This is a genomic window from Plantactinospora siamensis, assembly GCF_042434095.1.
In the GTDB taxonomy this organism is placed as follows: Bacteria; Actinomycetota; Actinomycetes; order Mycobacteriales; family Micromonosporaceae; genus KBS50.
Window position 1 is genome coordinate 628,515 of sequence record NZ_JBHLUE010000011.1, and the last position, 26,352, is coordinate 654,866.

General features: G+C 72.4%; 31 protein-coding genes. 19 read left to right on the forward strand and 12 right to left on the reverse strand.

The window, feature by feature from the left end:
* The first annotated feature begins 82 nt into the window (after nt 1-82).
* Entirely contained in the window at nt 83-1,480 is a 1,398-nt protein-coding gene (locus tag ACFFHU_RS15845) for an MFS transporter (protein ID WP_377339816.1), read from the forward strand.
* Between the two features lie 211 nt (nt 1,481-1,691).
* Here the strand turns inward: ACFFHU_RS15845 and ACFFHU_RS15850 are convergent, their stop codons facing one another.
* Entirely contained in the window at nt 1,692-3,365 is a 1,674-nt protein-coding gene (locus ACFFHU_RS15850) for a glycoside hydrolase family 13 protein (protein WP_377339818.1), read from the reverse strand.
* A gap of 243 nt (nt 3,366-3,608) precedes the next feature.
* Here ACFFHU_RS15850 and ACFFHU_RS15855 point away from each other — a divergent pair, with 243 nt between their 5' ends.
* The 5 genes from ACFFHU_RS15855 (at nt 3,609) to ACFFHU_RS15875 (ending at nt 8,342) form a co-directional block, all read left to right on the forward strand.
* Nucleotides 3,609-4,889, forward strand: coding sequence for an ABC transporter substrate-binding protein (locus ACFFHU_RS15855; protein ID WP_377339533.1), 1,281 nt, complete (start codon nt 3,609-3,611; stop codon nt 4,887-4,889).
* Nucleotides 4,890-5,007: 118 nt separating this feature from the next.
* The gene (locus tag ACFFHU_RS15860) at nt 5,008-6,111 is read left to right on the forward strand and encodes a carbohydrate ABC transporter permease (protein WP_377339534.1); all 1,104 of its coding nucleotides are present in this window, start codon (nt 5,008-5,010) and stop codon (nt 6,109-6,111) included.
* Nucleotides 6,112-6,116: 5 nt separating this feature from the next.
* Nucleotides 6,117-7,043, forward strand: coding sequence for a carbohydrate ABC transporter permease (locus tag ACFFHU_RS15865; RefSeq protein ID WP_377339536.1), 927 nt, complete (start codon nt 6,117-6,119; stop codon nt 7,041-7,043).
* A gap of 19 nt (nt 7,044-7,062) precedes the next feature.
* Entirely contained in the window at nt 7,063-7,290 is a 228-nt protein-coding gene (locus tag ACFFHU_RS15870) for a hypothetical protein (RefSeq protein WP_377339538.1), read from the forward strand.
* 41 nt (nt 7,291-7,331) lie between these two features.
* Nucleotides 7,332-8,342, forward strand: coding sequence for a LacI family DNA-binding transcriptional regulator (locus ACFFHU_RS15875; protein WP_377339540.1), 1,011 nt, complete (start codon nt 7,332-7,334; stop codon nt 8,340-8,342).
* A gap of 106 nt (nt 8,343-8,448) precedes the next feature.
* On the opposite strand, the gene ACFFHU_RS15880 is transcribed toward ACFFHU_RS15875, so the two are convergent.
* The 5 genes from ACFFHU_RS15880 to ACFFHU_RS15900 all read right to left on the reverse strand — a co-directional run bounded on the left by ACFFHU_RS15880 (nt 8,449) and on the right by ACFFHU_RS15900 (nt 11,154).
* A complete protein-coding gene (locus tag ACFFHU_RS15880) occupies nt 8,449-8,592 on the reverse strand; it encodes a GPGG-motif small membrane protein (protein ID WP_377339542.1) in 144 nt (47 codons plus the stop codon).
* A gap of 2 nt (nt 8,593-8,594) precedes the next feature.
* Entirely contained in the window at nt 8,595-9,356 is a 762-nt protein-coding gene (locus ACFFHU_RS15885) for a metallophosphoesterase family protein (RefSeq protein ID WP_377339544.1), read from the reverse strand.
* Between the two features lie 13 nt (nt 9,357-9,369).
* A complete protein-coding gene (locus ACFFHU_RS15890) occupies nt 9,370-9,648 on the reverse strand; it encodes a hypothetical protein (protein ID WP_377339546.1) in 279 nt (92 codons plus the stop codon).
* Nucleotides 9,645-10,268, reverse strand: coding sequence for a nucleotidyltransferase (locus tag ACFFHU_RS15895; protein ID WP_377339819.1), 624 nt, complete (start codon nt 10,266-10,268; stop codon nt 9,645-9,647). Before ACFFHU_RS15895 ends, ACFFHU_RS15890 begins: the two co-directional genes overlap by 4 nt.
* An 88-nt stretch (nt 10,269-10,356) precedes the next feature.
* Nucleotides 10,357-11,154 (reverse strand): SDR family NAD(P)-dependent oxidoreductase, encoded by a 798-nt coding sequence (locus ACFFHU_RS15900; RefSeq protein ID WP_377339548.1) that lies wholly within the window; start codon nt 11,152-11,154, stop codon nt 10,357-10,359.
* Between the two features lie 192 nt (nt 11,155-11,346).
* Here ACFFHU_RS15900 and ACFFHU_RS15905 point away from each other — a divergent pair, with 192 nt between their 5' ends.
* From ACFFHU_RS15905 to ACFFHU_RS15915, 3 genes are all read left to right on the forward strand, one after another.
* On the forward strand, nt 11,347-12,258 hold the full coding sequence (locus ACFFHU_RS15905) for a MurR/RpiR family transcriptional regulator (RefSeq protein ID WP_377339550.1): 912 nt from the start codon (nt 11,347-11,349) through the stop codon (nt 12,256-12,258).
* Nucleotides 12,255-13,226: an N-acetylmuramic acid 6-phosphate etherase gene (gene murQ / locus ACFFHU_RS15910; protein WP_377339552.1), complete on the forward strand. Its 972-nt coding sequence runs from the start codon at nt 12,255-12,257 to the stop codon at nt 13,224-13,226. The genes ACFFHU_RS15905 and murQ overlap by 4 nt, the downstream gene beginning before the upstream one ends.
* 602 nt (nt 13,227-13,828) lie before the next feature.
* Nucleotides 13,829-14,779, forward strand: coding sequence for a sigma-70 family RNA polymerase sigma factor (locus ACFFHU_RS15915; RefSeq protein WP_377339553.1), 951 nt, complete (start codon nt 13,829-13,831; stop codon nt 14,777-14,779).
* Between the two features lie 79 nt (nt 14,780-14,858).
* Here the strand turns inward: ACFFHU_RS15915 and ACFFHU_RS15920 are convergent, their stop codons facing one another.
* From ACFFHU_RS15920 to ACFFHU_RS15930, 3 genes are all read right to left on the reverse strand, one after another.
* On the reverse strand, nt 14,859-15,821 hold the full coding sequence (locus tag ACFFHU_RS15920) for a C40 family peptidase (RefSeq protein ID WP_377339555.1): 963 nt from the start codon (nt 15,819-15,821) through the stop codon (nt 14,859-14,861).
* 376 nt (nt 15,822-16,197) lie between these two features.
* The gene (locus ACFFHU_RS15925) at nt 16,198-16,536 is read right to left on the reverse strand and encodes a DUF3817 domain-containing protein (RefSeq protein ID WP_377339557.1); all 339 of its coding nucleotides are present in this window, start codon (nt 16,534-16,536) and stop codon (nt 16,198-16,200) included.
* A gap of 25 nt (nt 16,537-16,561) precedes the next feature.
* Nucleotides 16,562-17,068, reverse strand: a complete 507-nt coding sequence (locus ACFFHU_RS15930; RefSeq protein WP_377339558.1) for a hypothetical protein — start codon at nt 17,066-17,068, stop codon at nt 16,562-16,564.
* A 126-nt stretch (nt 17,069-17,194) separates the two neighbouring features.
* Here ACFFHU_RS15930 and ACFFHU_RS15935 point away from each other — a divergent pair, with 126 nt between their 5' ends.
* Genes ACFFHU_RS15935 through ACFFHU_RS15945 form a run of 3 tightly spaced genes read left to right on the forward strand, consistent with a single transcriptional unit; the run spans nt 17,195 to nt 18,447 of the window.
* Nucleotides 17,195-17,536, forward strand: coding sequence for a DUF6158 family protein (locus ACFFHU_RS15935; protein WP_377339560.1), 342 nt, complete (start codon nt 17,195-17,197; stop codon nt 17,534-17,536).
* Nucleotides 17,533-17,874 carry a hypothetical protein gene (locus ACFFHU_RS15940; protein WP_377339562.1) on the forward strand — a complete coding sequence of 114 codons (342 nt, stop codon included), beginning with the start codon at nt 17,533-17,535 and terminating at the stop codon, nt 17,872-17,874. Before ACFFHU_RS15935 ends, ACFFHU_RS15940 begins: the two co-directional genes overlap by 4 nt.
* A gap of 18 nt (nt 17,875-17,892) precedes the next feature.
* A complete protein-coding gene (locus tag ACFFHU_RS15945; protein WP_377339563.1) occupies nt 17,893-18,447 on the forward strand; it encodes a DUF1360 domain-containing protein in 555 nt (184 codons plus the stop codon).
* A gap of 73 nt (nt 18,448-18,520) precedes the next feature.
* Here ACFFHU_RS15945 and ACFFHU_RS15950 read toward each other — a convergent pair whose 3' ends face one another.
* From ACFFHU_RS15950 to ACFFHU_RS15960, 3 genes are all read right to left on the reverse strand, one after another.
* Complete coding sequence (locus ACFFHU_RS15950) at nt 18,521-18,730, reverse strand: hypothetical protein (RefSeq protein WP_377339565.1); 210 nt, start codon at nt 18,728-18,730, stop codon at nt 18,521-18,523.
* Nucleotides 18,731-18,915: 185 nt separating this feature from the next.
* Nucleotides 18,916-19,110, reverse strand: coding sequence for a hypothetical protein (locus ACFFHU_RS15955; protein WP_377339821.1), 195 nt, complete (start codon nt 19,108-19,110; stop codon nt 18,916-18,918).
* Nucleotides 19,111-19,485: 375 nt separating this feature from the next.
* Nucleotides 19,486-19,764 carry a hypothetical protein gene (locus ACFFHU_RS15960; RefSeq protein ID WP_377339566.1) on the reverse strand — a complete coding sequence of 93 codons (279 nt, stop codon included), beginning with the start codon at nt 19,762-19,764 and terminating at the stop codon, nt 19,486-19,488.
* 201 nt (nt 19,765-19,965) lie between these two features.
* On the opposite strand from ACFFHU_RS15960, the gene ACFFHU_RS15965 reads away from it, so the two are divergent.
* The 7 genes from ACFFHU_RS15965 to ACFFHU_RS15995 form a co-directional block, all read left to right on the forward strand.
* Nucleotides 19,966-21,258: a M16 family metallopeptidase gene (locus ACFFHU_RS15965; RefSeq protein WP_377339568.1), complete on the forward strand. Its 1,293-nt coding sequence runs from the start codon at nt 19,966-19,968 to the stop codon at nt 21,256-21,258.
* Complete coding sequence (locus tag ACFFHU_RS15970; protein ID WP_377339570.1) at nt 21,255-22,601, forward strand: M16 family metallopeptidase; 1,347 nt, start codon at nt 21,255-21,257, stop codon at nt 22,599-22,601. Before ACFFHU_RS15965 ends, ACFFHU_RS15970 begins: the two co-directional genes overlap by 4 nt.
* Nucleotides 22,602-22,631: 30 nt before the next feature.
* A complete protein-coding gene (locus ACFFHU_RS15975; RefSeq protein ID WP_377339572.1) occupies nt 22,632-23,654 on the forward strand; it encodes an aspartate-semialdehyde dehydrogenase in 1,023 nt (340 codons plus the stop codon).
* Nucleotides 23,654-24,082 (forward strand): PPOX class F420-dependent oxidoreductase, encoded by a 429-nt coding sequence (locus ACFFHU_RS15980; protein WP_377339574.1) that lies wholly within the window; start codon nt 23,654-23,656, stop codon nt 24,080-24,082. The genes ACFFHU_RS15975 and ACFFHU_RS15980 overlap by 1 nt, the downstream gene beginning before the upstream one ends.
* Before the next feature lie 78 nt (nt 24,083-24,160).
* Nucleotides 24,161-24,577 carry a CBS domain-containing protein gene (locus ACFFHU_RS15985; RefSeq protein WP_377339576.1) on the forward strand — a complete coding sequence of 139 codons (417 nt, stop codon included), beginning with the start codon at nt 24,161-24,163 and terminating at the stop codon, nt 24,575-24,577.
* 66 nt (nt 24,578-24,643) lie between these two features.
* On the forward strand, nt 24,644-25,027 hold the full coding sequence (locus ACFFHU_RS15990) for an SCP2 sterol-binding domain-containing protein (protein ID WP_377339579.1): 384 nt from the start codon (nt 24,644-24,646) through the stop codon (nt 25,025-25,027).
* The coding region (locus ACFFHU_RS15995) for an amylo-alpha-1,6-glucosidase (RefSeq protein ID WP_377339582.1) at nt 25,024-26,352 on the forward strand (1,329 nt) is incomplete at its 3' end. The genes ACFFHU_RS15990 and ACFFHU_RS15995, both read left to right, overlap by 4 nt.

Below are 26,352 nucleotides of genomic sequence, written 5' to 3' on the forward strand. Positions count from 1 at the left end.
TCGGCCGGCCCGGACCGACCAGCGCGTTGGCGCGGACCGGCGGCCCGAGGCCGACCGGCGCGCCCGCGGCGGTACGCCGTGGCTGCGCGGCAGTCCCACGCACCGCTACTACAGCGTGCTGGTCTTCGTCGTGCTCGCCTCGCTGGACAACGTGGCCATCGGGCTGGTGCCGCCGCTGTACTCGGCCATTGGCCCGGCCTTCAGCGTGCCGCAGCGGAACATCGGGTACGTCACCGCGGTCAGCTTCCTGGTCAGCGCCGTGGCGGCGGTCGGCTGGGCGTACGTGGGCGACCGGACCGACCGCAAGCCGCTGCTGATGGTCGGCACGCTGATCTGGGCGGCTGGCATGGGCGGCAGTGCCCTGGCCGGCGGCTACCAGCTGTTCCTGGCGGCCCAGGTGGTGGCCGCGGTGGGGCTCGGCGCCGTCGGCTCGGTGGGTTTCTCGGTGGTCACCGACCTGATCTCGCCGCGCCGGCGCGGGCTGGTGATGAGCCTGTGGGGGCTGTCCCAGGGGGTCGGCACGCTGGCCGGCACGCTGGCCGGCGGCATCCTCGGGGCCAGCGACTGGCACCGCCCGTTCCTCGTGCTGGCCGGCGCCGGGGTGCTGGCCACCATCGCGTACTTCTTCACGTACGACATCCGGCGCGGGCAGAGCCAGCCGGAGCTGGCGGCGGCGCTCGCGGCCGGCGGCGACTACGACTACCGGATCAGCCCCGCGGACCTGCCCCGGATCCTCGGCCGGCGGACCAACCTCTGGCTGGTCCTGCAGGGGCTCACCGCCCAGTTCGCGTTCGGCTCGCTGGTCTGGCTGCCGGCGCTGTTCAGCAACCGGGCGTTGGCCCAGGGCTACTCGTCGGCCACGGCCATCGTGGTGGGCAGCGTGTTCGCCACGCTGTTCCAGCTCGGCGGGGTGCTGTCCATCGTCGGCGGGCTGGTCGGCGACGCGCTGCAACGGCGTACGCTCCGGGGCCGGGCCCTGGTCGCGGCCGTCGGGGTGCTCGCGGCCGTCCCGTTCTATCTGGTGCTGTTCTTCGTGCCGCTCCGGGTCGACGTGCCGGACGGCGCCGGCGCGGCCGCGGTGGTGGGCGCCGTGGTGGGCAGCGTGTTCACCGAGCCGACGGTGGGGCTGAGTCTGCTGGCGGCCGTGCTCGCCCTCGGGCTCACCTCGGCCAACTCGCCGAACTGGTTCGCGCTGATCGCCGACGTCAACCCGCCGGAGCACCGCGGCACGGTCTACAGCATGGGCAACCTGGTGAACGGGGTGGGCCGGGCGGCCGGGAACGGGCTGGTCGGGATCGCCTTCACGGCGCTGCGCGGCGCCTTCCCGCCGCCGCTGAACTTCGCGGTCGGGCTGGCCGCGTTCCAGCTGTTCTTCATCCCGACCGGCGTCATGTACTGGCGGGCCTCCCGAACCGCACCGGAGGACATCCGCGGGGTGCACCGGCTGCTCGAGGAGCGCGGCCACCGCGCCGAGGCCTGAACCCCCGCCGAGCCCGCCGCGCTCGCCGCGCCCGCTGGCCGGCCGCGCCCGCTGTCCGGCCGCGCCCGCTGTCCGGCCGCGCCCGCTGTCCGGCCGCGCCCGCTGTCCGGCCGCGCCCGCTGTCCGGCCGCGCCCGCCGCGCCCGCCGGAGGGCGTTAGGAAGGGCCCCTTCCTATACAAAAAGCGATAAGAAGGGGCCCTTCCTTGCACCTCAGGCGCGGTACCAGGCGGTGACGTCGGTGGGTACGCCGTGCTCGTCCAGCGCGCCGCTGGTCGCCAGCACCTCCGCGCCGTCCGGCAGCGGCACCGGGTTGGGACCGAAATTGGTCAGCACTCCGACCGTGCCGTTGCGGAACGCCAGCACGTCGTCGGCGGCCGGCAGCCACTCCAGGGTGCCCCCGCCCAGCTCCGCCTCGCGGCGCAGCCGCAGCGCCGTCCGGTACATCTCGTACGTCGAGCCCGGCACGCCGCGCTGGCGGTCCAGCGCGTACTCGGCCCAGCTCGGCGGCTGCGGCAGCCAGCTCGCGTCGGTGGGGCCGAAGCCGTACGACGGCGCGTCCGCCTCCCACGGGATCGGCACCCGGCAACCGTCCCGACCGCGCTCGGTGTGCCCGCTGCGGGCCCAGGTCGGGTCCTGGCGAGCCTCGTCCGGCAGCGCCGTGTGCTCCGGCAGGCCCAGCTCCTCGCCCTGGTAGAGGTAGGCCGAGCCGGGCAGGGAGAGCATCAGCAGGGTGGCCGCCCGGGCCCGGCGCAGCCCGAGCGCCGGGTCCGGCTGCGGGTCGCCCACGCCGATCCCGTTGGGCTTCGGGGTGCCGATGGGCAGGCCGAGCCGGGAGGCGTGCCGGACCACGTCGTGGTTCGACAGCACCCAGGTGGTGGGCGCGCCCACCGCGTCGGCCGCCTCCAGCGAGCGGGTGATGACCGCGTACTGGGCCGGGGCGCTCCAGGCGGCCAGCAGGTACTCGAAGTTGAACGCCTGGTGCATCTCGTCCGGGCGGACGTACCGGGCCAGCCGCTCGGCCGGCTCGACCCACGCCTCGGCCACCAGGATCCGGTCCCCGGGGTAGCTGTCGAGCAGCTTGCGCCAGGACCGGTAGATCTCGTGCACGCCGTCCTGGTCCCACATCGGCGGCCGGGGCTTGGCCACCTCCTGGCCGGAAAGGATCTCCTGCGGCTCCTGCCACTCCGGCAGGTCGGCCTGCTTGATGAGGCCGTGCGCCACGTCCACCCGGAAGCCGTCGACGCCGCGGTCCAGCCAGAACCGGAGGATGTCGAGGAATTCGGTCCGTACCTCCGGATTGTCCCAGTTGAGGTCCGGCTGGCCCACGTCGAACAGGTGCAGGTACCACTGCCCGGGGGTGCCGTCCGGCTCGGTGATCCGGGTCCAGGCCGAGCCGCCGAAGACGCTCTGCCAGGAGTTGGGCGCCTCGGCGCCGTCCGGGCCGCGGCCGTCCCGGAAGATGTAGCGCTGCCGGGCCGGCCCGCCGGGCGTGTCCGCCAGCGCCTCGGCGAACCACCGGTGCGCCGAGGAGGTGTGGTTGGGCACGAGGTCGACGATCACCCGTACGCCCAGCTCGCGGGCCTTCGCGATCATGGCGTCGGCGTCGGCCAGGGTGCCGAACAGCGGGTCGACGTCGCGGTAGTCGGCCACGTCGTACCCGGCGTCGGCCTGCGGCGACGGGTAGAACGGCGACAGCCAGACGGCGTCCACGCCCAGCTCGGACAGGTGACCGAGGCGGGCCGTGATGCCGGGGAGGTCGCCGATGCCGTCGCCGTCGGAGTCGGCGTACGAGCGGGGGTAGACCTGGTAGATGACCGCGTCGCGCCACCAGACCGGAGCGGTGCCGGACCGGCGGGGGTACGGGGTCGTCTCGTTGGCGTTCAGGGTGTGCTCCCGGAGTCGTCGGTGCTGGTGGCCGCTATTCTGCCCGCGCCCGGCGGCATACCGTCCGGGGGATCGCCTGCTGTCCAGATCGGCGTGCTCGGTTACCCAATTGTTACGGCCCGCAGCCCCGACAGCGGTTGCCACGAGGGTGCGCAAACGTTTTTACTTCCGGTTCGGATAGCTCTCGTGTTCTCGTGTCGCGCCGACCCGGCTGCTGGCACGCTAACGATTGGAGGCGGCCGGATGGCCCAGAATAAGAGAGGTCGCCGCGGCTATGCGGTGCTTGCGGCGGCCGCGGCCGTGGCCCTCACCACCACCAGCGCGGCGTGCAGCAGCGACGACAAGTCGAGCGGCGGCGACAGCGGCGCCAGTGCCCGCGGCCCGATCACGTTCGTGACGGGCAAGGACAACAGCAACGTCTGGGCGCCGACCATCGAACGGTGGAACTCCACCCACCCGAACGAAAAGGTGACGCTCAAGGAGCAGTCGGACAAGGCCGACCAGCAGCACGACGACATCGTGCAGCACATGCAGGCCAAGGACCCGAGCTACGACATCGTCACCGTCGATGTGGTGTGGACCGCGGAGTTCGCGGCCAAGGGCTGGCTCGTGCCGCTCAAGGACCAGTACCAGATCGACACCAGCCGGCTGCTCAAGCCGCCGGTGAACGCGGCCACCTACAACAACACGCTGTACGCGGCGCCGTTCGCCAGCGACGGCGGGATGCTCTACTACCGCAAGGACCTCGTCCCCACCCCGCCCAAGACGCTGGACGAGATGTGGGGCATGTGCAGCATCGCCAAGAAGAACAACATGGGGTGCTACGCCGGCCAGTACTCGAAGTACGAGGGCCTCACGGTGAACGCGGCCGAGGCCATCAACACCGCGGGCGGCAAGATCGTCGACGAGCAGGGCAAGCCGACGGTCGACTCCCCGGAGTCGGTCAAGGGCCTGCAGTCGCTGGCCGACCACTACAAGAACGGTGACATCCCCAAGGAGGCCATCACCTACCAGGAGGAGCAGGGCCGGACGGCGTTCGAGGACGGCAAGCTGCTGTTCCACCGGAACTGGCCGTACGTCTACAACCTGGCCAAGACCGACGGCTCCTCCAAGGTGAAGGACAAGTTCGGGGTGGCGCCGCTGCCCGGGCTGACCGGTCCGGGCGCGTCCAGCCTGGGCGGCCACAGCGAGGGCATCAGCACCTACTCGAAGTACAAGGCGACCGCGCTGGACTTCCTGAAGTTCATCGAGGCCGACGAGCAGCAGAAGTTCTTCATGGAGAAGGGCTCGCTGGCGCCGGTCGTGGCCTCCATCTACGACGACCAGTCGCTGGTGGCCAAGGCTCCGTACCTGCCGACCCTGAAGACCTCGATCGAGAACGCCGTTCCGCGGCCGGTCACGCCGTTCTACCCGGCCGTGACGGGTGCGATCCAGGACAACGCGTACGCCGCGATCAAGGGCGAGAAGCCGGTCGAGCAGGCGATCAAGGACATGCAGGCCGCGATCGCCTCGGCCTCGCAGTAATCCCACAGCACCTCCGCCGGCGGCGGGGCCGGGCGACGCGCCCGGCCCCGCCACCGGAACCCCGCTCGGCAGGCTCCAGTGCGGCGCCCAGTCGCACCTCCCGGCCTAGGAGGCCACCATGAGCAGCACCACCGTCGACAGCGTAGGGGCGACGCGCGGCAGTCAGCGCAACGAGCGTAACGAGCGGCGGAGGAAGCGGCTGAGCAGCGGCGAGGGCCGCCGCGCGTTCTTCCTCGTGGCACCGACGATCGCCCTGCTCACCCTGGTGATCGTCTATCCGCTGATCAAGGCGATCTTCCTGTCCTTCCAGAAGGACTCCGGCCTGGACAAGGCCACCGGGATGTTCGTCGAGGGCGGCTTCGCCGGCGTCGACAACTACAAGCACTGGCTGCTGGCGCAGTGCGGCGCCGCCGGAGGCGGCACCGCCCCCTGCCCGCCCGGCACCATCGGGGCGCTGTTCTGGCCGGCGCTCGGGACCACGCTGTTCTTCACGGTCGTCACGGTGGCGGTCGAGGTCGTCCTCGGGCTGTGGTTCGCCACCATCATGAACCGGACGTTCCGCGGCCGCGGCCTGGTCCGCGCCGCGATCCTGGTGCCGTGGGCCATCCCCACCGCGGTCACCGCCAAGCTCTGGTACTTCATCTTCGCGTACGACGGCATCGCCAACCACGTGCTCGGCTTCGTCGGCATCGACCCGCTGCTGTGGACGGGCGACACCTGGCCGTCCCGCTTCGCGGTGATCATCGCCGACGTCTGGAAGACCACCCCGTTCATGGCGCTGCTCATCCTCGCCGGCCTGCAGCTGATCGGCTCCGAGGTGTACGAGGCCGCCTCGATCGACGGCTCCTCGCGCTGGCAGACGTTCACCCGGATCACCCTGCCGATGATCAAGGTGCCGCTCATGGTGGCCATCCTGTTCCGCACCCTCGACGTGCTTCGCATCTATGACCTGCCCGCCATCCTCACCGGCGGTGGCGGCGGCTCCGGGCACGCCACCACGACGCTGTCCATCCTGGTGATCAACCAGATCCGGGCCGGCTTCCACAGCGCCTCGGCGCTGTCCACGATCGTCTTCCTCATCATCGCGTTCGTCGCGTTCCTGTTCATCCGATTCGGTGGGGCCGACGTCGTGCAGCGACCGCCCGGGTCCAAGCGCGGCCGGAAGAAGCGGGCCACAGCGCCCGCCGCCGTCGCGGCCGAGCCGACCGTGGAAGGGAACTGACCACCATGGACACCGCCGCCACCACCGACACCGCCGTCACCCGTACCGCGTCCGTGGCCGAGCCGGAGACGGCCGTCCGGACGCAGCGCTCCCGGAGCCAGCGCTGGCGCACCGTCCGCGGCTATGCCGGCCTGGCGCTCATCGTCATCTGGGGGCTCGCGCCGTTCTACTGGATGATGGTCACCGCGTTCCGCGACGTGGGCTTCACCTTCGACAACACGCCCTGGCCGACGCACGTGACCCTGGACAACTTCCGGACCGCGTTCTCCACCGACCTCGGCAACCACCTCGGCCGGGCACTGCTCAACAGCGTCATCATCGGGGTCGTGACCACGGCGCTGGCCATGCTGGTCGGCATCACCGCGGCGTACGCGATCACCCGGCTCAAGTTCGTGGGCAAGTATCTGGTGCTGGGCTTCATCCTCGGCGCCTCGATGTTCCCCGGCGTGGCGCTGGTGTCCCCGCTGTTTCAGATGTTCTCGTCCTGGGGCTGGCTCACCGGCGCCAACTACCAGGCGCTGATCATCCCGAACATCTCCTTCGCGCTCCCGCTCACGGTCTACACGCTGACGGCCTTCTTCTCGGAGATGCCGTGGGAGTTGGAGGAGTCCGCCCGGGTGGACGGGTGCACCCAGGGGCAGGCGTTCCGCAAGATCCTGCTGCCGCTGGCCGCGCCCGGCCTGTTCACCACCGCGATCCTGGCGTTCATCAGCGCCTGGAACGAGTTCCTGCTGTCGTCCCAGTTCGCCACCGCCAAGACCCAGCCGGTCACGGTGGCCATCGCGTACTTCACCGGGCAGCAGGCACACCAGGAGCCGTACACGACCGTCATGGCGGCCGGGACGATCGTCACGGTGCCGCTCATCATCATGGTGCTCGCCTTCCAGCGCGCCATCGTCTCCGGCCTCACCGCCGGAGGCGTCAAGGGCTGACGGCGGTCGGGAGGACGCCATGGGGATCTTCAATCCCGGCAGCGGGACGGGCACCCACCCCCGGGGACGGGCCCAGCGCCTGGACATGCTGATCGGCATCATCGGGTTCTTCACCGTGATGGCGTTCATCCAGACCGTGGTGCTGGAGCTGCGCGGCGACGCCGCCGGCCGCTCGGCGCTCATCCTCGCGGTGCTCGTCGCGCTGCTGCTCCTGGTCGTCCGCGCCCGGCGGAAGATCCAGCTGTAGGGCGGGCGGTCCGTCATGAGCGAGCACAGCGTAGGCGCGTCATGACCACGATCAACGATGTGGCCCGGGCGGCGGGTGTGTCGGTCTCCACGGTGTCGCGGGCGCTGCGCGGCCTCGACCGGGTGAGCCCGCAGACCCGCGCCCGGGTGGCGCAGGCCGCCACCGAGCTGCGCTACGTGGCGTCTCCGACCGCCTCGTCGCTGGCCAGCGGGCGGACCCGGGCGGTGGCCGTGGTCTTCCCGTTCCTCACCCGGTGGTTCTTCGCCACGCTGATCAGCGGGATCGAGCAGACGCTCCGCCGGCACGACCACCACGTGCTGCTGATCGCCCTGGAGGGCGAGTCGTTCGGCACCCGGCTGCGACTGAGCCGCAGCATGCTCTGGAAGCGGGTGGACGGCGTGATCGTCCTGGCCACCTCGCTGGACGGCCAGGAGCAGGCGGTCATCGACAATCTCGGGCTGCCGGTGGTGACCAACGGCAACCGGATCGACGGCTGGTCCTGCGTGCGGATCGACGACGAGGAGGCGATGCGGCTCGCCGTACGGCACCTGCTCGACCTCGGGCACACCGAGGTGGCGTACGTCGGCGCCAGGCCGGACGCGAGCGCCTATCCGCGGATCCCGCAGGACCGGGCCCGGGCGTTCGCGGAGACCCTCGGCGCGAGCGGGGTGAGCTGCCAGCCGGAGTGGATGGTGGAGTCCGACTGGACGGGTCCGGGGGCGGCCCGGGACATCATGCCGGTCCTGACGGGGCCGTCCCGGCCCACCGCCGTGGTGGCGGCGTCCGACGAGATGGCCCTCGGCGTCATGGGCGCGGCCCGGCGGCTGCGGCTGGCCATCCCCGGGGATCTTTCCGTGGTGGGCGTCGACGACCATGTCCTGTCCAGCGCCCTCGGCCTGACCACGGTGCGGCAGGACGTGCTGCACCAGGGGCGTCGGACCGGGGAGGTGCTCATGCGCCAGCTCACCGGCGAGGACGTGGCGGTGGTCGACGAGGTCATGCCGGTGCGGCTGGTCGTACGCGAGAGCACCGCGCCGCCCGCGCGGCGCTGAACGACCCAGGCGGCGCTGAACGGCTCGCGCGGCGCTGAACGGCGCTGAATGGCCCAGGCGGCGCCGAACGGTCCGGCGGGCTGATTCCGTGCGGTGGGGGTAGGGGTTAAGAGAAGATGCTGACGCCACCGGGGCCGACGAGCAGGCCGACGATGATGAGGACGACACCCCAGAGGATCTGCCGCCGGAACAGCGCGACGATCCCGGCGATGACCAGAATGGCTGCGATAATCAAGAGAAGCGTGTGCATGGTCACGGGGTACCCGAACCGCTCCCGGCGGAAACCTTCATGGATTCCCCCTGCTCATGCAGGTGGTAGATGCTGTACGCCTGCTTGATCACCGGGTGCGCCACGTTGCGGACCCGGACTCCGCCCGGGGTGGTGCCGCGCTCCGTGCCGGCGTGCGCGTGGCCGTGCACGGCCAGCGCCGTGGGCGCCGAGTCGATCGCCTGACCCAGCAGGTACGAGCCGAGGAACGGGTAGATCTCCAGCGGCTCGCCGGCCAGCGTGTCCGGCACCGGTGAGTAGTGGGTGAGCGCCACCCGCACATCGCACTCCATGTCGTGCAGCGCCTCGCTGAGCTGGTCGGCGATCGCAACGGTGGTGCCGACGAACGCCTTCATCTCGGGCTCGCCGAAGTTGCTGGCGCAGCGGCCGGCGAACCCGCCGCCGAAGCCCTTGGCCCCGGCCACTCCGAGCCGGCCGCCGGGCAGGTCGAGCACGGTGTTGGTCCCCTCGAGCACGGTGATGCCGGCGTCCTCCAGCACGCGGATCACCTGCGGCACCTGGTCGCACTGGTAGTCATGGTTGCCGAGCACGGTCACCACCGGCACGGCGAGCCCGCCGAACTCGGTGGCCACGCACCGGGCCTCCTCCTCGGTGCCGTGCCGGGTGAGGTCGCCGGCCAGCAGCAGCACGTCGGCGTGCTCCGGCAGGCGCTCCAGGGCCGGCCGGAACCGGCCCACCACGTCCTGGTCGAGGTGCACGTCCCCGACCGCCGCGATCCTGATCACCGCGCGTACCCCCTCATCGCAGCTCCTCCGCCTCGGTGGGCGTGTGCGAGCGGACGAGCCCGATGTCCACGGTCACCGGCACGTCCGGGAAGTTCGCCACCACCAGCCGGAGGATCTCGTCCCGGCGCTGCGCGCTTTCCACCTCGCCGCACAGCACCAGCGTGTTGTCCCGGCGGGTCACCGTGATGCCCTGCTCGGCCACCTCACCGTTCTCGGTGAGCAGCCGTTGCACGGCCGCCTCCAGATAGTCGGCCGGCGGTTGCGCGTCCGACCGTGGGTAGCTGTCCGTCATGCCGTCCCATCCTTCCGTTCGCCGCCCCCGGCGCCCGGCAGCGGCACGACCGCCAACCGATCCAGCAGGATGAGGAACGCCTCGGCGTACGGCGAGTGCTCGGTCTCCTTGCGGACGCGGTCCCAGTCGATCTGTTCCCGCAGCGACCGGGCCAGCGGCAGCCCGCGGGCGAAGTCGCAGTAGTGCTGGGAGAAGCTGAGCAGCTTGTGCACCATCAGCTGGGTCGCGGACAGCACCGGCATGTGGATGGCGTCCACCGGGCGGATCACCGTGTCGCCGAATGTCTCGTCGGTGACCGGCGTCTCGATGGGCCGGTGGATGAGATCCACCATCCGGTTCTCGTCGTACACCTTCACCAGCCAGTCCTCCGGCGGCCGCTCGGTGCGGAAGCCGGCCTGGGCGAGGGCCCGCAGCGCCCCGTCGACGTCCTGCTGCCGGATCAGAAAGTCGACGTCGTGGTCGCTGGAGTGGCCGCCGTGCGCGTACACCGCGAAGCTCCCGCCCAGCGCAAACGGGATCTCGGTCTGCTTGAGGACGGCGGCCACCTTCTTGAGGGTGTGTACCAGGCTCTCGTCCCCGCGTTCAGCCATTCGGTTCTCCCGCTCGCGCCGCGCTCGGATCCGGTCGGTCAGGTGGAGATCTCCCGTTACCCGGCATTCCGGCCGTTCACACCTGCCACCGGAACCACCGCGCGGCGCTCGGCGGGCGTCAGGCCCGGCCGTACACGGGGATGGCGGCGCCGCTGGTGGGCGCGGACTCGTCGGCGGCCAGGAAGCGGATCACCCGGGCGATCTCGGCCGGCGGCACCCAGCGGGAGTGGTCGGCATCCGGCTGCGCCGCCCGGTTGGCCGGGGTGTCGATGATGCTCGGCAGCACCGTGTTGCAGCGCACCCCCGAGCGCCGGTACTCGACCGCCACGGCCGAGGCGAAGGCCAGCACCGCGGCCTTCGCCGTCACGTAGCCGGCCGCGCCCGGGAACGGGGCCGTGGCGGCCCGGGCCGCCACGCAGACGATGGCGCCGCCGCCGGCCGCCGTCAGGTGCGGCAGCGCGGCCTGGGTGACCAGGTACGTGGGCCGCAGGTTCACGGCCAGCATGTGCTCGAAATCGGCCAGCGGGGTCTCGTGCACGAGCCCGCCCGAGGCGTACCCGCCGGCGAGGTTGACCACGGCCCGCAGCGGCGCATCGGGCCGGTCGGCCGCGACGGCCACCGCGGCGGCCACCTGATCCGGGTCGCTCAGCTCGGCCGGCACATCGAGCACCGGCCCGCCCGGCGCCCACGCCGGCCCGGCGCCCGGCTCGGGCCCGGCCGCCGGCTCGGTCCCGGCACCCGGCCTGGTCCCGGCCGTCGGCTCGGCCGCTCGCGCCGGGGCCGGTCCGGGGCGGACCGGCACGACCACCCGCCAGCCGGCCGCGACCAGCTCGCGCACGACGGCCGTGCCCAGGCCGCCCCGGCCGCCGGTGACCAGGGCCGTGCGGCCGGCCCGTTCGGTGTCCACGTTCGCCATGCGGTGCACCGTAACGCGCCGGCGCGGTGGGGTGGGGTGGCCGGTCGGTGGGAATCGGGGCACTCGGGCCGCCGAAATGGCACACTCGACACCGGCGGCGGTAACCGCCCGGCCCCGCGGCCCTCGTTGCGGGGTCCCACCCCGGCCGTGTCGTGGTTGACGCTCCGGCCCTGGTGAAAGTAAGTTTCATCCGTGGCGAAGAGTGCGAAGATTTCCGCGAACCACTCCACGGGTGGGCTCATCGTCCACATCAGCGGCCTGCTGCCGTCGCTCTCGCCCGCCGAGCAGCGGGTCGGCCGGCTCGTGATCGCGGATCCGGCCGGCTCGGCCCGGCGTACCATCACCGACCTCGCCACGGCGGCCGAGACCTCCGAGGCCACGGTGATCCGGTTCTGCCGGTCCGTGGGCATGGACGGCTACCCGCAGCTGCGGATCCGGCTCGCCGCCGAGGCGGCCCGCCGGGTCGAACCGCCGGACGCCCGGGTGGTCGGCGGGGACATCCCGCCGGGGGCCGACCTGGCGCAGATCATCGCCACCATCGCCTTCAACGACGCGCGGGCCGTCGAGGAGACCGCCGAGCAGCTCGACCCCGCGGTCTGCGAACGGGTGGTGGAGGCGATCGGCGGGGCCGGCCGGATCGACATCTACGGGGCCGGCGCCAGCGGGTTCGTGGCCAGCGACTTCCAGCAGAAGCTGCACCGCATCGGCCGCACCGCGTTCTACTTCCCCGACGTGCACACGGCGCTCACCTCGGCCGCGCTGCTGGGCCGGGGCGACGTGGCCGTGGGCATCTCGCACACGGGCGCCACCAGCGACGTGATCGAGGTGCTCGAGCAGGCCCGGGCCCGGGGCGCCACCACGGTGGCGCTGACCAACTTCCCGCGGTCCCCGATCACCGAGGTGGCCGACTTCGTGCTCACCACGGCGGCCCGGGAGACCACCTACCGGTCCGGCGCCATGGCCAGCCGGCTGGCCCAACTCACCGTGGTGGACTGCCTCTTCGTCGGGGTGGCCGCCCGGAACCGGGCGCGGGCCAGAAAGGCGCTGGAGGCCACGGCCGAGGCGGTGCAGCCGCATCGCGTCGGCGGCCGGAGGCGGGCATGACCTCGCCGACCGCCGGTCCGGCCCGCAGCTCGCTGGGCGACGGGGTGCGGCTGGACGGGCACCGGTCGGTGGTCCGCGTCGCGGCGCCCACCGAGCTGCGCCACCCGCTCAGCACCGACCTCGACCTGATGTCGAGCCGCGAGGTGCTTCAGGTGATCAACGACGCCGACCGGCGGGTGCCGGCGGCCGTGGCCGCCGTCCTGGACGACCTCGCGGTGGCCGTCGAGTTGGCGGTCACGGCGCTGCGGTCCGGTGGTCGGGTGCACTACTTCGGCGCCGGCACCTCCGGCCGGCTCGGGGTGCTGGACGCCGCGGAGCTGCCCCCGACGTACAACGCCCCGCCCGACTGGTTCTGCGCGCACCTGGCGGGCGGACCGGAGGCCATGTCCCGGGCCGTGGAGAACGCCGAGGACGACGAGGCGGCCGGCCGGGCGGAGGCGCGGTCCTGCGTACGCGCCGGGGACGTCGTGGTGGGGCTGGCCGCCAGCGGCCGGACGCCGTACGTGCTCGGGGCCCTGCGCGCGGCCCGGGAGCTGCCGGCGGAGACCGTCCTGATCTGCGCCGACCCCCGGGCCGCGGTCGCCGGTGAGGTACGGGTGTTCCTGGGGCTGGACACCGGCCCCGAGGTGATCACGGGGTCCACCCGGATGAAGGCGGCCACCGCGCAGAAGCTGGTGCTCAACGCCTTCTCGACGGCCGTCATGGTGCGGCTCGGCCGGGTCTACTCCAACCTCATGGTCGAGGTGGTGGCCACCAACGCCAAGCTGCGCGGCCGGATGATCTCGATGCTCATGGAGGCCACGGGCTGCGACGAGGAGACCTCCCGGCGCGCGCTCGTCGAGGCCGACGGCGAGGTCAAGATCGCCCTCGTCTCGCTGGTGTCCGGGGCCGGGGTGGCGGACGCCCGGGCGGCGCTGGCGCGCTCGGCCCATGGGGTCCGCGAGGCGCTGGCCCTGCTCGCCCCCTGACCGGCCCCGGACCGGCGCTGCTCCCGGCCGGTCCGGCCGACCGCCTGGCCCGTCCCGGACCGGCCGCCCGTGGCCCGTCCGGACCGGCCGCCCGTGGCCCGTCCGGACCGGCCGGCCCGTGGCCCGTCCGGACCGGCTCGTCGCCGGACCGGGTACGGTCGGGCGACCGAGCCACGGGCCGACGCGGGCCGGGATTGGCCGTCGGGCCGAGGGGTATTCTCCGGCTGCCGGGTGATCGACCGGCCCGACGGCGGACGTGACGTGCATCGCAATCCGGTGGTGACGCGCATCGCTGCGGGCATCTGAGACGTCATGGTGTTATCGGGTTCGCCGGTGGGTAGCGCGCGTCCACCGCCAGCTCGGCGGCACCGGCGCCGACGCATCGAGCGCTCCGACAACGGCGCCCTACAGCCAACGCAGACCGCGCTCTCAGCTATTACTCAGGCATTCGTGACACTTTCGACTCACCACGCGGAATCACTGATGCGTCTCATCTGTTGTGTAGGTGTCAGCACCGAGGGGGCACCGCGGAGGTTACGCGGGAGGAGCTGACGGGAGTGCGGACGGCAAGTAACCGGGCGACCGGCGCGAACGAGGGGATCGTGGGCAACGTGGATAAGAACATCGTGATGCGTACCGACGAGGTCGCCGAGGAGCGCGACCTGGTTGGCGTCTACCTGCACGAGATCTCCCGTACACCGCTGCTCGACGCGGCCCGGGAGGTGGACCTCTCGAAGGCGATCGAGGCCGGGCTCTACGCGGAGCACCTGCTGGACGCCGACCGGGTGCCGGACGGCGTCGAGCGGGCCGAGCTGGACCGGGTGGTGGCCGACGGCGAGCGGGCCAAGGACCTGTTCATCCGGGCCAACCTGCGGCTGGTCGTCTCGATCGCCCGGCGGTACGTGCGCTCGGGCATGCCGATGCTCGACCTCATCCAGGAGGGCAACACCGGCCTGGTCCGGGCCGTCGAGAAGTTCGACTATGAGCGTGGCTACAAGTTCTCCACGTACGCGACCTGGTGGATCCGCCAGGCCATCAGCCGGGCCATCGCCCAGCAGGAGCGGACGGTCCGGCTGCCGGTGCACCTGGTCGAGGACGTGAACCGGATGCGGAACGTGACCCGGCAGCTCACCCGCGAGCTGGGCAGCGACCCGGAGCCGGAGCAGATCGCCAAGGCGTTGGGCGTCACCGTCGAGCGGGTCAACGAGCTGGTCCGCTGGTCGCAGGACACCGTGTCGCTGGACACGCCGGTCGGCGACGACGGCGACACCAACCTCGGCGACCTGGTGGCGGACAGCGACGCGCCCTCCCCGGAGGACGTCGTGCTGACCGCCTTGGAGCGGCAGCGGATCGAGGGCCTGCTCAACCACCTGGACGACCGGTCCGCCGGCATCATGCGGGCCCGGTACGGCCTGGAAGACGGCCGGGAGCACTCGCTCACCGAGGTGGCCTCGCGGTTCTCGCTGTCCCGGGAGCGCATCCGGCAGCTGGAGATCCAGGCGCTCGGCCGGCTCCGCGAGTTGGCCCGGGCCGAGGGGCTCCAGGCGGCCTGATCCCGCAGCAGCGCAAACGACGAGCGGCCGGCGTCCCTGACGGGGCGCCGGCCGTTCACCGTTCGAGCCTGCCGATCCGCTAGCGGACCCGCCCGTAGCCGTACGGGGTCATCATGTCGACGCTGGCGAGCTTGACGTCCTCGCCGGTCTGCGGCGCGTGGATCACCTTGCCGCCGCCGACGTACAGGGCCACGTGCCCGAGGCCGCTGTAGAAGACCAGGTCACCGGGTTGCAGTGAGCCCCGGCCGATGTGCGAGACGGTGTCCCACTGCATGGCCGCGTTGTGCGGGAGCGACTTGCCGGCGGCGCGCCAGGCCGCCATGGTCAGCCCGGAGCAGTCGTACCCGTTCGGCCCGTCGGCCGCCCAGACGTACGGTGTGCCGATCGCGTTGTAGGCGTACCGGACCGCGGTGCCGGCCTTGCCGGAGACCGCCGGAACCGTGCCGGTGTACTTGCCGCTGGAGGTGTGCGCCTTGCCGTAGGCGGCCTTGCGCATGGCGTTCAGCTTGTCCAGGTCGCCCTGGATCTTCTTCTTCCCGGCGTCCAGCTCCTTGGCCTGGGCGTTCTGCTGGGCCAGCGTGGTGTCCAGCTGCGCCTTCTCGGCGAGCAGCTGCTGCTGCGACCGGCTGAAGCCGGAGACCTTCTGCTTCCGGTCCCGGGCCAGCTGGTCGAGGGTGCCGAGGTTGGTGGCGAGCTGGTCGGGGCTGGAGGTCTCCAGCAGCGCGCCGGCCGTGCTCAGCCCGCCGGTCATGTACGCGGTGGCGGCCAGCTGTCCGACCTGGGTACGGGCCTGCTCCACCTGCTGCTGCAACGGGCCGATCTTGGTGTTCAGCACGGCTGCGTCGGCCTTGTTCTTTTTGATCTCTTCGTTGAGCCGGTTGTAGGCCTCGACCTTCTTCTCCAGCTCGGCCGATTTCTGGTTGATCTGCTGCGTCAGCTCGCTGGCCGAAGGCGCGGCCTGGACCACCGAGGCCGGGGCGACCAGCACGGCCGACACTCCGGCCATGGCGAGCGTGCGCAGCAGAACGCGCACTGGCGACAAGAAGCGAACCCTTCTCCCGCCCGCCGTTCGTCCCGGGGACCGCTGCGGGTCACCCGGGGAGGGGTTCCGGCCGCACCCGCGGGCGCTCGGAGAGCGCCGTCCGGGATGGCCGGCGAATCGGCGGCACCGGACCGGTGCCACCGCTCACGGTGGCGGACTGCCGGTCCAGCCGGCCCAACCTAACCCGAAATCCGGGCAGCGTCAGCATGAGGCGGGCGATTCGCGCCGGGAAGGGCCGATCGGCGAAATCTCCCCTTTACCGGCCGTATTCGCCGCAGCAGCGCTGCGTGCTCGGCGCGCTCGCCGGTGGGACCGGCTCGCTCGGACCTCAGCCGTGCTGGCGGGCCAGCGGCGGCTCGACCGGCTCGCTCGGACCTCAACCGTGCTGGCGGGCCAGCGGCGGCTCGACCGGCTCGGGCCGGGGCCCGCGCAGCCATCCGGTGACCTTGCGCTCGGCGTAGAACGACACGAACGGGATCGTGCCGGCCAGCATCACCAGCACCATCCGGCGCAGCGACCAGTTGGCCCGCCGGCCCAGGTCGAAGACGGCCACCAGGTAGACCATGTAGAGGAACCCGTGCACCGGGCCCACGGTGGCCACCACGGTCTCGTCGTGGCCGAGGTATTCCAGCGGCATGCCGATCGCCACGAGCACGATCAGGACCACACCCACGACGTACGCGATCACGCGGTATCGGGTCAGGGCAGCGCCCACGTCGGTCCGTTCCTTCCTGCCGGGGTCAGCGGCCGGGATAGTCGCCCGGCCGGGCGCCGGGATTGGCGTTCAACCAGGAGAGATAGTCGTTGTACGCGGTCAGCGCGGGGTCCTGCGCCGGCTCGGCCGCTCCGGCGGCCCGGTGCACCCGGACGGGACGGCGGAAGCCCGGGGTGGTCCCGTTCGAGGGCCGGGCCGAGGCGTCCCGGTCGGTCCGGCCGATCCGGTCTGTCCGGCCGAGCCGGTCGGCCCGGTCGGCCTGGTCGATCCGGTCGGCTCGGTCGGCTCGGTCGATCCGGTCGGCCTGGTCGGCTCGGTCGGTTCGGTCGCGCAGGGTGTGCCGGACCTCCCGCCACCAGAGGAAGAGCACAAATCCGGCGAAAACCGGCCACTCGACAGCGTACCCCCAGCTCAGGGTGTTGCCGCCCGCGGCCCGGCTCAGCTGCCACCAGCCCAGCCCGAGAAAGCCGGCGACCAGCAGCGCCGTCAGTGCGTGCCGCACCAACCACGCCGGGGTCACCAGCCGTCTCATGGCATCGAGGGTACCGGCGCGCGGGATCGTCTCCGACGGGACGTCGTAGCCGCCCGGCCGGGTTTGGCGGCGGCGCCCACGGGCAACGGTCTATCCGGCAGCGAAACGAGACACCGGGAGCGAGACATGACCGAGCCCGTACGCGGGGAGTTCCCGCCGGCCGGCGGCCGGCTGGCGGACGACAGCCCGGAGCAGCGGGTGCCCGAGTGGGGGCCGGACCCGGTGGCGGTCCCGGACCTGGGCCCCGCGGACACCGACATCCTCGGGGTGGACCCGGCCGAGCTGGGCGACGAGGACCTGCTGCGCGAGCTGCACAGCCTGCACCGCACCCGGCTGGACACGCTCCGGCACGCCGCCGACTCGGCGCTGGCCAACCACCTGCGCCGGACGGCCGACCTGGAGACCGAGTATCTGACCCGCTTCCCCGGTCGGGAGGTCGACCCCCATCGCCTCCGGGACGGCGAATGACCGGGTCCGGGCTGACGGCGCAGGCCGAGCGCGGCATGTCGGCGCCGCCGGAGGTGGTGTTCAACACCGCCATCGATCCGAACCGGGTCGACGCCTGGCTTCCGGAGCGGCTGCGGGACGGCTCGCGCCGGCCGGAGTGGGACGCCAAGCTGACCGCCCGGTGGAGCGTCGACGGCTGGTCCGCCCGGTTGTGGGTAAGACCGGAGACGCCCGGCGGCGCGCTGGTCTGCCTCGAACTCGTGGCCGACGGATCCGATGAGGCGCGGCTCACCGACCTCGCCGAGACCACCCTGGCGAACCTCGCGCGCGAGGTCGCCGACAACCTGAACGCCGGCTGACGAGGGAGATCGGGACGAATGAGCATCGCGGACAGGATCGGTCGGCTCCGGCGGGCGTACGCGCCGCACGAGCATCGCCCGCTGGACGGGTACCTGGTCTCGATGACCACGTACACGGGGGTGACGGCGGCCATCGCCGGCCTGGTCAAGGCGACGGGCCGGCCCGTACCCGAGCGCCCGGCCGCCGCCGATGTGGTGCTGCTGTCCATCGCCACCCACAAGCTGAGCCGGTTGCTCGCCAAGGATGCGGTCACCAGCCCGCTGCGGGCCCCGTTCACCCGGTACGACCGCCCGATCGGCAGCGGCGAGGTGATGGAACAGGTACGGGACGACGGGAGCAGCACCCGGCACGCCATCGGCGAGCTGCTGAGCTGCCCGTTCTGCCTGGCCGTCTGGGTGGCCACCGGGTTGACCGGCGGGCTCGTGCTGGCCCCCCGGCTGACCCGGCTGGTGGCCACCGCGCTCACCGCCGTGGCCGCGTCGGACTTCCTGCAGATGGGGTACGCCGTCGCCCAGCAGGCCGCGGAGGGGCACCCGGACCCGCCCGGGAAGGACTACGGCGAGGCCGGCTGAGCGGCCCGCTCACCGGCGCAGGAAGGGGGGCGCCCGCCGTGCGGCGGGCGCCCCCCTTCGACGTACCTGCGGGTCAGCGCTGCATGCCCGACCAACCGCGGGGGGACTCGGGCTCGCGGTCGCCCGCGTCCGCGTCGGTGATGACGTCGTCGGAGACCGCGGTCTCGTCGTGCTCGCCGGCGAAGTCGGGGTCCCCGTCCGGGTCGGGCTGGTTCCGGGGCTGGCCGATGGCCGGCAGGCTCTCGTCCGCGGGGTCGTGATCGGGAAGGTCGGTCGTGCTCATCGAACTCCTCAGCCGGTGGATGATGCCTGGACGACTCGTGCCGCTCGGTGATGCCTGGCCGACTCGCGCATGCCTGGACGGCTCGCGCCGGTCGGTGATGCCTGTGCGACTCGCGCCGGTCGGCGCCGGGGCGCCAACCGGGGATGGCCGGGGTTGTCCGGGCGCCGCCCCGACCGGATCCGAGCTCAGCCGGCGGTGCCGCCGAGCAGTTCGGCGGCCTCGTCGACGGCGTACTCGCCCTCGGGCATCGCGGTGATCCGGGTGAGCAGGTCCGCCGGCATGTCGGCCGCGACGGCGCGCCGGTGGATCTCGGCCTGCGTCACCCGTTCCTGCCCGGACCACAGGTCGTCGAGCAGGTCGTCGAGTCGCTGTTGGGACATCGCGTCGGTCACGGCTCCGAGCTACCCGGCGGGAAGGGGGTCAAACCCGCGCGCAGTGGCGCCGGTCACAGTACGCCCCGGAACAACCGGGCACCCGGCGCCGTTGGAACGACTGTCGGTGTGATCAGTGTCCCCGGGCCTCACCTAAATTGCCGTCGTGGAATACCGGTTCGGCCGGAGCCACGTCGCGCCACTCGCCGAGAGGCGACCTGCACACCGACCCGCGCCGCCCACGGCCCAGACCGTGGGCGGCGCACTTTTTACCCGCCTGCAAGGAAGGGCCCCTTGTTATCGCTTCCGGTATAGCAGGGGCCCCCTGTTAACGGCTCACGCCGCTGTTGACGCGCCACGCCGCCCGGCCGGGGCCGATCCGGCTCAGTCCGGCGGCTCCACCCCGGCGGCCTCGGCCGACGTGCGGTGCTCGAGGACGGTGTCCGGCGCGGCGCGCTGGTCCGCCTCCCGGAGGTCCGAGTCGGCGAGGATCGCCTCCGCCTGCGCCTCCGGGTCCGCGCTGCCCGCGGCGCGCTCCTCGGGGAGCAGATGCTCCGCCCGCGACTCCACCCGCTCGTCCGCGTCGCCGCCGTGCCCGCTCATGGCGTCCGCGCCGCCGCTGTGCTGACTCATGCCGTCCGCGCTGCCGCTGTGCTCACTCATGGGTCGGAGTCTTACCCGGACCCCGTGCGGGACGCACCCCCTTCGGGCTACCGCGTGCGGACCTCGGCCGGGTCCACGGGGGACCGGTGCGGTTAACAGGGGACCCTTCCTCTACCGAAAGCGATAACAAGGGGCCCTTCCTTGCACGGCGGGCCGGCACGGGGGCGGGCCAGCCGAGTGGAGATCCGCTAACGTCGGGGGATGCCCGAGACCGGTTACCCCTGGCCGATCGAACAGACCCGCTTGGACAACGGCCTGCGCGTGGTGGTGAGCGAGGACCATACGACGCCGGTGGTCGCGGTCAACCTCTGGTACGACGTCGGCGCGCGGCACGAGCCGGAGGGGCAGAGCGGCTTCGCCCACCTCTTCGAACATCTCATGTTCGAGGGCTCGGTCAACGTGGCCAAGACCGAGCACTTCCGGCTGCTGCAGGGCGCCGGCGGCTCGCTCAACGCCACCACCAACTCGGACCGCACCAACTACTTCGAGACCGTGCCGGCCGAGCACCTCGCCCTGGCGCTGTGGCTTGAGGCCGACCGGATGGGCGGCCTCGTCCCGGCGCTCACCACCGAGAAGCTGGACAACCAGCGGGAGGTGGTCAAGAACGAGCGGCGGCAGCGGTACGAGAACGTCCCGTACGGCGACGCCTGGCTGCGGCTGCTGCCCCTGCTCTACCCGCCCGGCCACCCGTACCATCACCCGACGATCGGTTCGATGGCCGACCTCAACGCGGCCGACCTGGCGACGTTCCAGGCGTTCCACCGCACCTACTACGCGCCCAACAACGCGGTGCTCACGGTCGTCGGCGACACCACGCCGGCCGAGGTGCACGAGCTGGCCGAGCGCTACTTCGGCGGCCTCGAGCCGCGACCGGACATCCCGCCGGCGCCCGACGGGAGCGTGGTCCCGGCCGCCGGCCGGCCGGTGGGGGCGACGGTGGTGGCGGCCGTACCGGCGCCGAAGGTCTTCCTGGCGCACCGCACGGCCGAGTTCGGCACGCCCGGCTACGACGCCGCCACCGTGCTGGCCGCGGTGCTGGGCAGCGGCCGGGGCAGCCGGCTCTACCAGCGAATCGCCGACGGGCGCCGGCTCGCCCAGCCGGACAGCGTCGAGGCCTACGGGGTCGACCTGCGCTGGGCGCCCGCGCCGCTCATCGTCGAGGCCACCGCCCGGGCCGGGATCACCGCCGACGAGCTGGCGGACGGGCTGGCCGAGGTGCTCGACGGGCTGGCCGCCGAGCCGCCCACCGGCGCGGAGCTGGACCGGGTCCGGGCCCTGCTCACCACGGCCTGGTGGCGGCAACTGGCCACCTTCGAGGGCCGGGCGGACACCCTCGGCCGGTACGCCACGCAGTTCGGCGACCCGGCCCGGGCCGCCGACCGGCTGCCCGCGTGGCTGGCCGTGACCGAGCAGCAGGTGGCCGAGGTGGCCGCCGAACTGCTCCGTCCCGAGGACCGGGTCACCCTCACCTACCTGCCCGAGGAGGACGCGTGAAGCTGATCGCCGAACGTCCCGGTCCCGGCGCCACCCGGCCGTACCGGTTCCCGGCCGTGACCCGCCGCTCGGTCGCCGGCGGCGAGGTGGTGGCCGCCGACCTGCCGGGCCACAACCTGGCCGTGGCGGTCCTGCTGCTGGACGCCGGGGCGCTGCGCGAACCCGTCGGCCGCGAGGGTGTGGCCCGGGTGCTGGCCAAGGCCATCGAGGAGGGCACCACGGCCCGCGACGCGGGCGCGTACGCGCTGGCCCTGGAGGGCCTCGGCACCGGCCTGTCGGTGGACCTGGACTGGGACTCGTTCCGGGCCGGCGTGCAGGTGCCGGTGGAGCGGCTGGCGGACGCGGTCGAGCTGCTGGCCGAGGCCGTACGGACGCCGCGGCTGGATCCGGCGGACGTCGAGCGGGTTCGTGACGACGAGGCCACCGCGGTCCGGATGCGCTGGGCCAACCCGGGTCCGCGGGCTGACGCCGCGCTCCGGGCCGACCTGTTCGGCGCGCAGCTGCGACACGGCCGGCCGATGGACGGGGATCCGCGCTCGGTGGCGGCCGTGACGGTTGACGACGTGACCGGGTTTCACGCCGACTGGTTCGCTCGGCCCGGCACCCTGATCGTGGCCGGCGACCTGTCCCGGCTCGACCTCGACGCGCTCGGCAGGACGGCCTTCGGCGGCGCCGGTGGCGCGCCGACCGGCGCCGAACCGCCGCTGTCCGCCCCGATCCGCGAGCGGCGCCGGATCGTGCTGGTCGACCGGCCCGGTTCCGTGCAGTCCACGCTCCGGCTGGGTCATCCGGCGCCGGACCGCGCGCACCCCGACCACGTCCCCATGACGCTGGCCGGCACCGTGCTCGGCGGCGCCTTCACGTCCCGGCTCAACCATCTGATCCGCGAGGTCCGCGGCTACACGTACGGCATCCGGGCCGACTTCGGGCAGTCCCGCCGGTTCGGGCGGTTCGTGGTGGCCTCCGGGGTGCAGACCGCGGTGACCACGCCGGCCCTGGTCGATGCGGTCGGCGAGATCAGCCGTACCCGGGCCGACGGGGTGACCGAGGAGGAGCTCGCGGTGGCCCGGTCCTGGCGGGCCGGGCAGCTCTCGGTGGAGCTGCAGACGCCGCGCGCGATCGCCAGCGCGCTCACCACCCTGGTGGTGTTCGGGCTGCCGGACGACTACCACGCCCGGCTGCGGGAGCAGTTGCTCGCGGCCACCGTGGCCGAGGTCTCTGCGGCGGCCGCCACGCACCTGCATCCGGATGGTCTCACCCTGGTGGTCGAGGGCGACGCCGCGGTGATCCGGGACGAGCTGACGGCCAGCGGGCTCGGCGAGGTGGTCGATGTCGCACTCTGAGCCGGCCCGCCGCTCGGTAGCCTGGATCACATGAGAATCGGCATCGTAGGGGCCACCGGCCAGGTCGGCGGCATGATGCGGCGGCTGCTGGCCGAGCGGGACTTCCCGGTCGACGAGCTCCGGCTGTTCGCCTCGGCGCGCTCCGCCGGCCGCACGCTGTCCTTCCGGGACGTCGAGCTCCCGGTGGAGGACGCGGCCACGGCCGATTACCGCGGGCTGAACCTGGCGTTCTTCTCGGCCGGCAAGGGCGCCTCCCGGGAGCTGGCTCCGCGGGTGGCTGGCGCCGGCGCCGTGGTGGTGGATAACTCGTCCGCCTGGCGGATGGACCCGGACGTGCCGCTGGTGGTGGCCGAGGTCAACCCGCACGCCGCCGCCGTGCGGCCGCGGGGCATCATCGCCAATCCGAACTGCTCCACCATGGCCGCCATGCCCGTGCTGCGCCCGCTGCACGCCGAGGCCGGCCTGACCGCCATGGTCGTCTCGACGTACCAGGCGGTCTCCGGCGCCGGGCTGGCCGGCGTGGCCGAGCTGGACGAGCAGGTCCGCAAGGTGGCCGAGCAGGCCGCCGCGCTCACCCTCGACGGCGCCGCCGTGCACTTCCCGGCCCCCCGCACCTTCGCGGCGCCGATCGCGTTCAACGTGCTGCCGCTGGCCGGTTCCCTGGTGGACGACGGTTCGGCCGAAACGGACGAGGAGCAGAAGCTCCGCAACGAGAGCCGCAAGATCCTGGAGATTCCCGACCTCGCCGTCTCCGCCACCTGCGTCCGGGTGCCGGTCTTCACCGGGCACTCGCTGCAGGTCAACGCCCGGTTCGCCGTCCCGCTGGCGCCGGAGCGCGCCCGTGAGCTGCTGGCGGACGCGCCGGGCGTGGTGCTGGCCGACGTGCCGACCCCGCTGCGGGCGGCGGGCCAGGACCCGACGTACGTGGGCCGGATCCGACGCGACGACACCGTGCCGAACGGGTTGGCGCTGTTCTGCTCGGGGGACAACCTGCGCAAGGGCGCGGCGCTCAACGCCGTGCAGATCGGCGAGCTGGTGGCGGCGGAGGCGTGATGGCTCAGGACGCGTTGCTCGACCTGGTGGCGGCCCGCAAGCTGGGCGTGCTGGCCACGATCAAGCGGAACGGGCGGCCGCAGCTGTCCAACGTCAACTACGCGCTGGACCCGGGGCGCAAGCTGATCCGGGTGTCGGTCACCGACGACCGGGCCAAGGTGGCCAACCTGCGCCGCGACCCCCGGGCCAGCCTCCAGGTGAGCAGCCCGGACGGCTGGGCGTACGCGGTGGTCGAGGCGGCCGCCGACCTCACCCCGGTGGCCGCCCGGGGTGACGACGCCACCGTGGCCGAGCTGATCGAGCTCTACCGGGCCGTACAGGGCGAGCATCCCGACTGGGACGATTACCGCCGGGCCATGGTGGCCGACCGCCGGCTGGTGCTGCGCCTGCACATCGAGCGCGTCTACGGGATCCCCCCGCGCGACTGACCGTCATCACGCCCCGTTACGTCGGCGCGACCCTGGGTATGCCGCGGGCACACCGGCAGTGAGAGGGGAGCCAACGCGATGACGACGGTCGGAGAGTTCATGACGACCCGCCTGATCACGATGGACGGTAACGACACGCTGACCGCCGCTGCCCAGGAGATGCGGGATCGGGCGATCGGGGATGTCATCGTCACCGACGGTGACGACGTCGTCGGGATCGTGACGGACCGCGACATCACCGTACGCGGGGTCGCGGAGCACATGAATCCGGACAGTTCCCGGCTGAACCAGATAATCAGCCACGACATCGTGACGGTCAACCAGTACGACGACGCGGTGGCGGCGGCCGACCTGATGCGGACGTACGGGGTGCGGCGGTTGCCGGTCATCGAGGACGGCAAGCTGATCGGCCTGGTGTCCCTGGGCGACCTGGCCGTGGAGCGCGAACCGCAGTCCGTGCTGGCCGACATCAGCGCCGACGAACCGAACAACTGACGACGGCGCCGGTTCCACCGCCGGGCCCAGCGGCGGTGGAACCGGCGTTCCGGGCGGGGAGCGTCGATGAACGGTGAGGCCAGCGCCACCGTCAGGTTCTTCGAGGACCTGAACCGCAGCCGGCACGAGCCGCTGCTGCAGAAGGTCACCGGCACGGTCCGGTTCGACCTGCACCAAGAGGCGCACACGGAACACTGGACACTGCAGATCGAGCGCGGCGACGTGCGGGTCACCCGCGAGGACCGGGAAGCGGACCTGGTGGTCAACGCCAGTCCCGAGCTGTTCGAACAGCTGGTCCGGGGCGAGGAGAACACGATCGCCGCGATCCTGCGCGGCGCGCTCACGCTCACCGGGAACGCGCTGCTCATCCTGCGGATCGAGCGGCTGTTCCCGGGACCGCCGGAATCGCACGGCCCGCGCCGGCGAATCGCGGAAGGGGCCACCGGGTGAACGGGGACCTGGTCAGCATCCTGGACGGCAACACCTTCGTGGTCTCCGACGGTCGCGGCGACATCGAGGGTTCACCGAGCGAGCCGACCGGGTTGTTCTCGCTGGACACCCGGTACCTGTCCCGGTGGGTGATGACCCTCGACGGGCAGCGGTTGACCCGGCTCTCGGCCGACGACCTGCAGTACTACCAGACGCGGTTCTTCCTCGTTCCGGGATTCGCCAGCCACTACGCCGATGCCAAGGTCTCGGTGATCCGGCAGCGGGAGATCGGTGGCACGCTCCGGGAGCGGGTCACCATCCTCAACCACGACGAGAAGCCGCTGCGCTGCACGCTGCGGTTGGAGGCGGGCGCCGACTTCGCCGACCTGTTCGAAATCAAGGACGAGGCGCTGGACAAGAAGGGCGAGTACTACGCCCGGGTGGAGCCGGACCTGCTGCGGCTCGGCTATCACCGGGAACACTTCCGGCGCGAGACGCTCATCTCGTCCAGCGAACCGGTGCGGCTGGACGAGCAGGGCCTGAGTTTCGAGCTGGACATCGAGGCCGGCGGCGAGTGGTCGACGGAGCTGCTGGTGGAGACCAAGGCGGTCGGTCCGGGCGGCCGCGACCTGCGGATGGGCGTGCACGCCCACGGTCCCGGGCGGGGCTCGCTCGGGGAGGACCTGCGGGAGTGGCTGGCCGCCGCGCCGTCGGTGACCTGCGAGTGCACGGCGCTCACCATGGCGTACGAGCGCAGCCTGGCCGATCTCGCGGCCCTGCGCTTCTCGCCGCTCTCCCTGGCCGGTCAGGCGCTGCCGGCGGCCGGACTGCCGTGGTTCATGACGATGTTCGGTCGGGACAGCATCCTCACCTGCCTGCAGACGCTCGGGTTCACCCCGCAGCTCTCCACCACCTGCCTGCGGATCCTCGCGGCCCTGCAGGGCACGCGCTTCGACGACTTCCGCGACGAGGACCCCGGCAAGATCCTGCACGAATTCCGGTACGGCGAGACCGCCGCGTTCGAGGACCAGCCGCACACGCCTTATTACGGGGCGGCGGACAGCACGTCGTTGTTCGTCATCCTGCTGGATGAGTATGAGCGGTGGAGTGGTGATGTGGCGCTGGTGCGGGAGTTGGAGTTCGAGGCGCGGGAGGCGTTGCGGTGGATTGACGAGTACGCGGATCTGATGGGTAACGGGTATGTGTGGTATGAGCGTCGGAACACGCGGAACGGGTTGGAGAACCAGTGTTGGAAGGACTCGTGGGATTCGATTTCGTATCACGATGGGCGGTTGCCGGGTTTTCCGCGGGCGACGTGTGAGTTGCAGGGGTACGCGTATGACGCG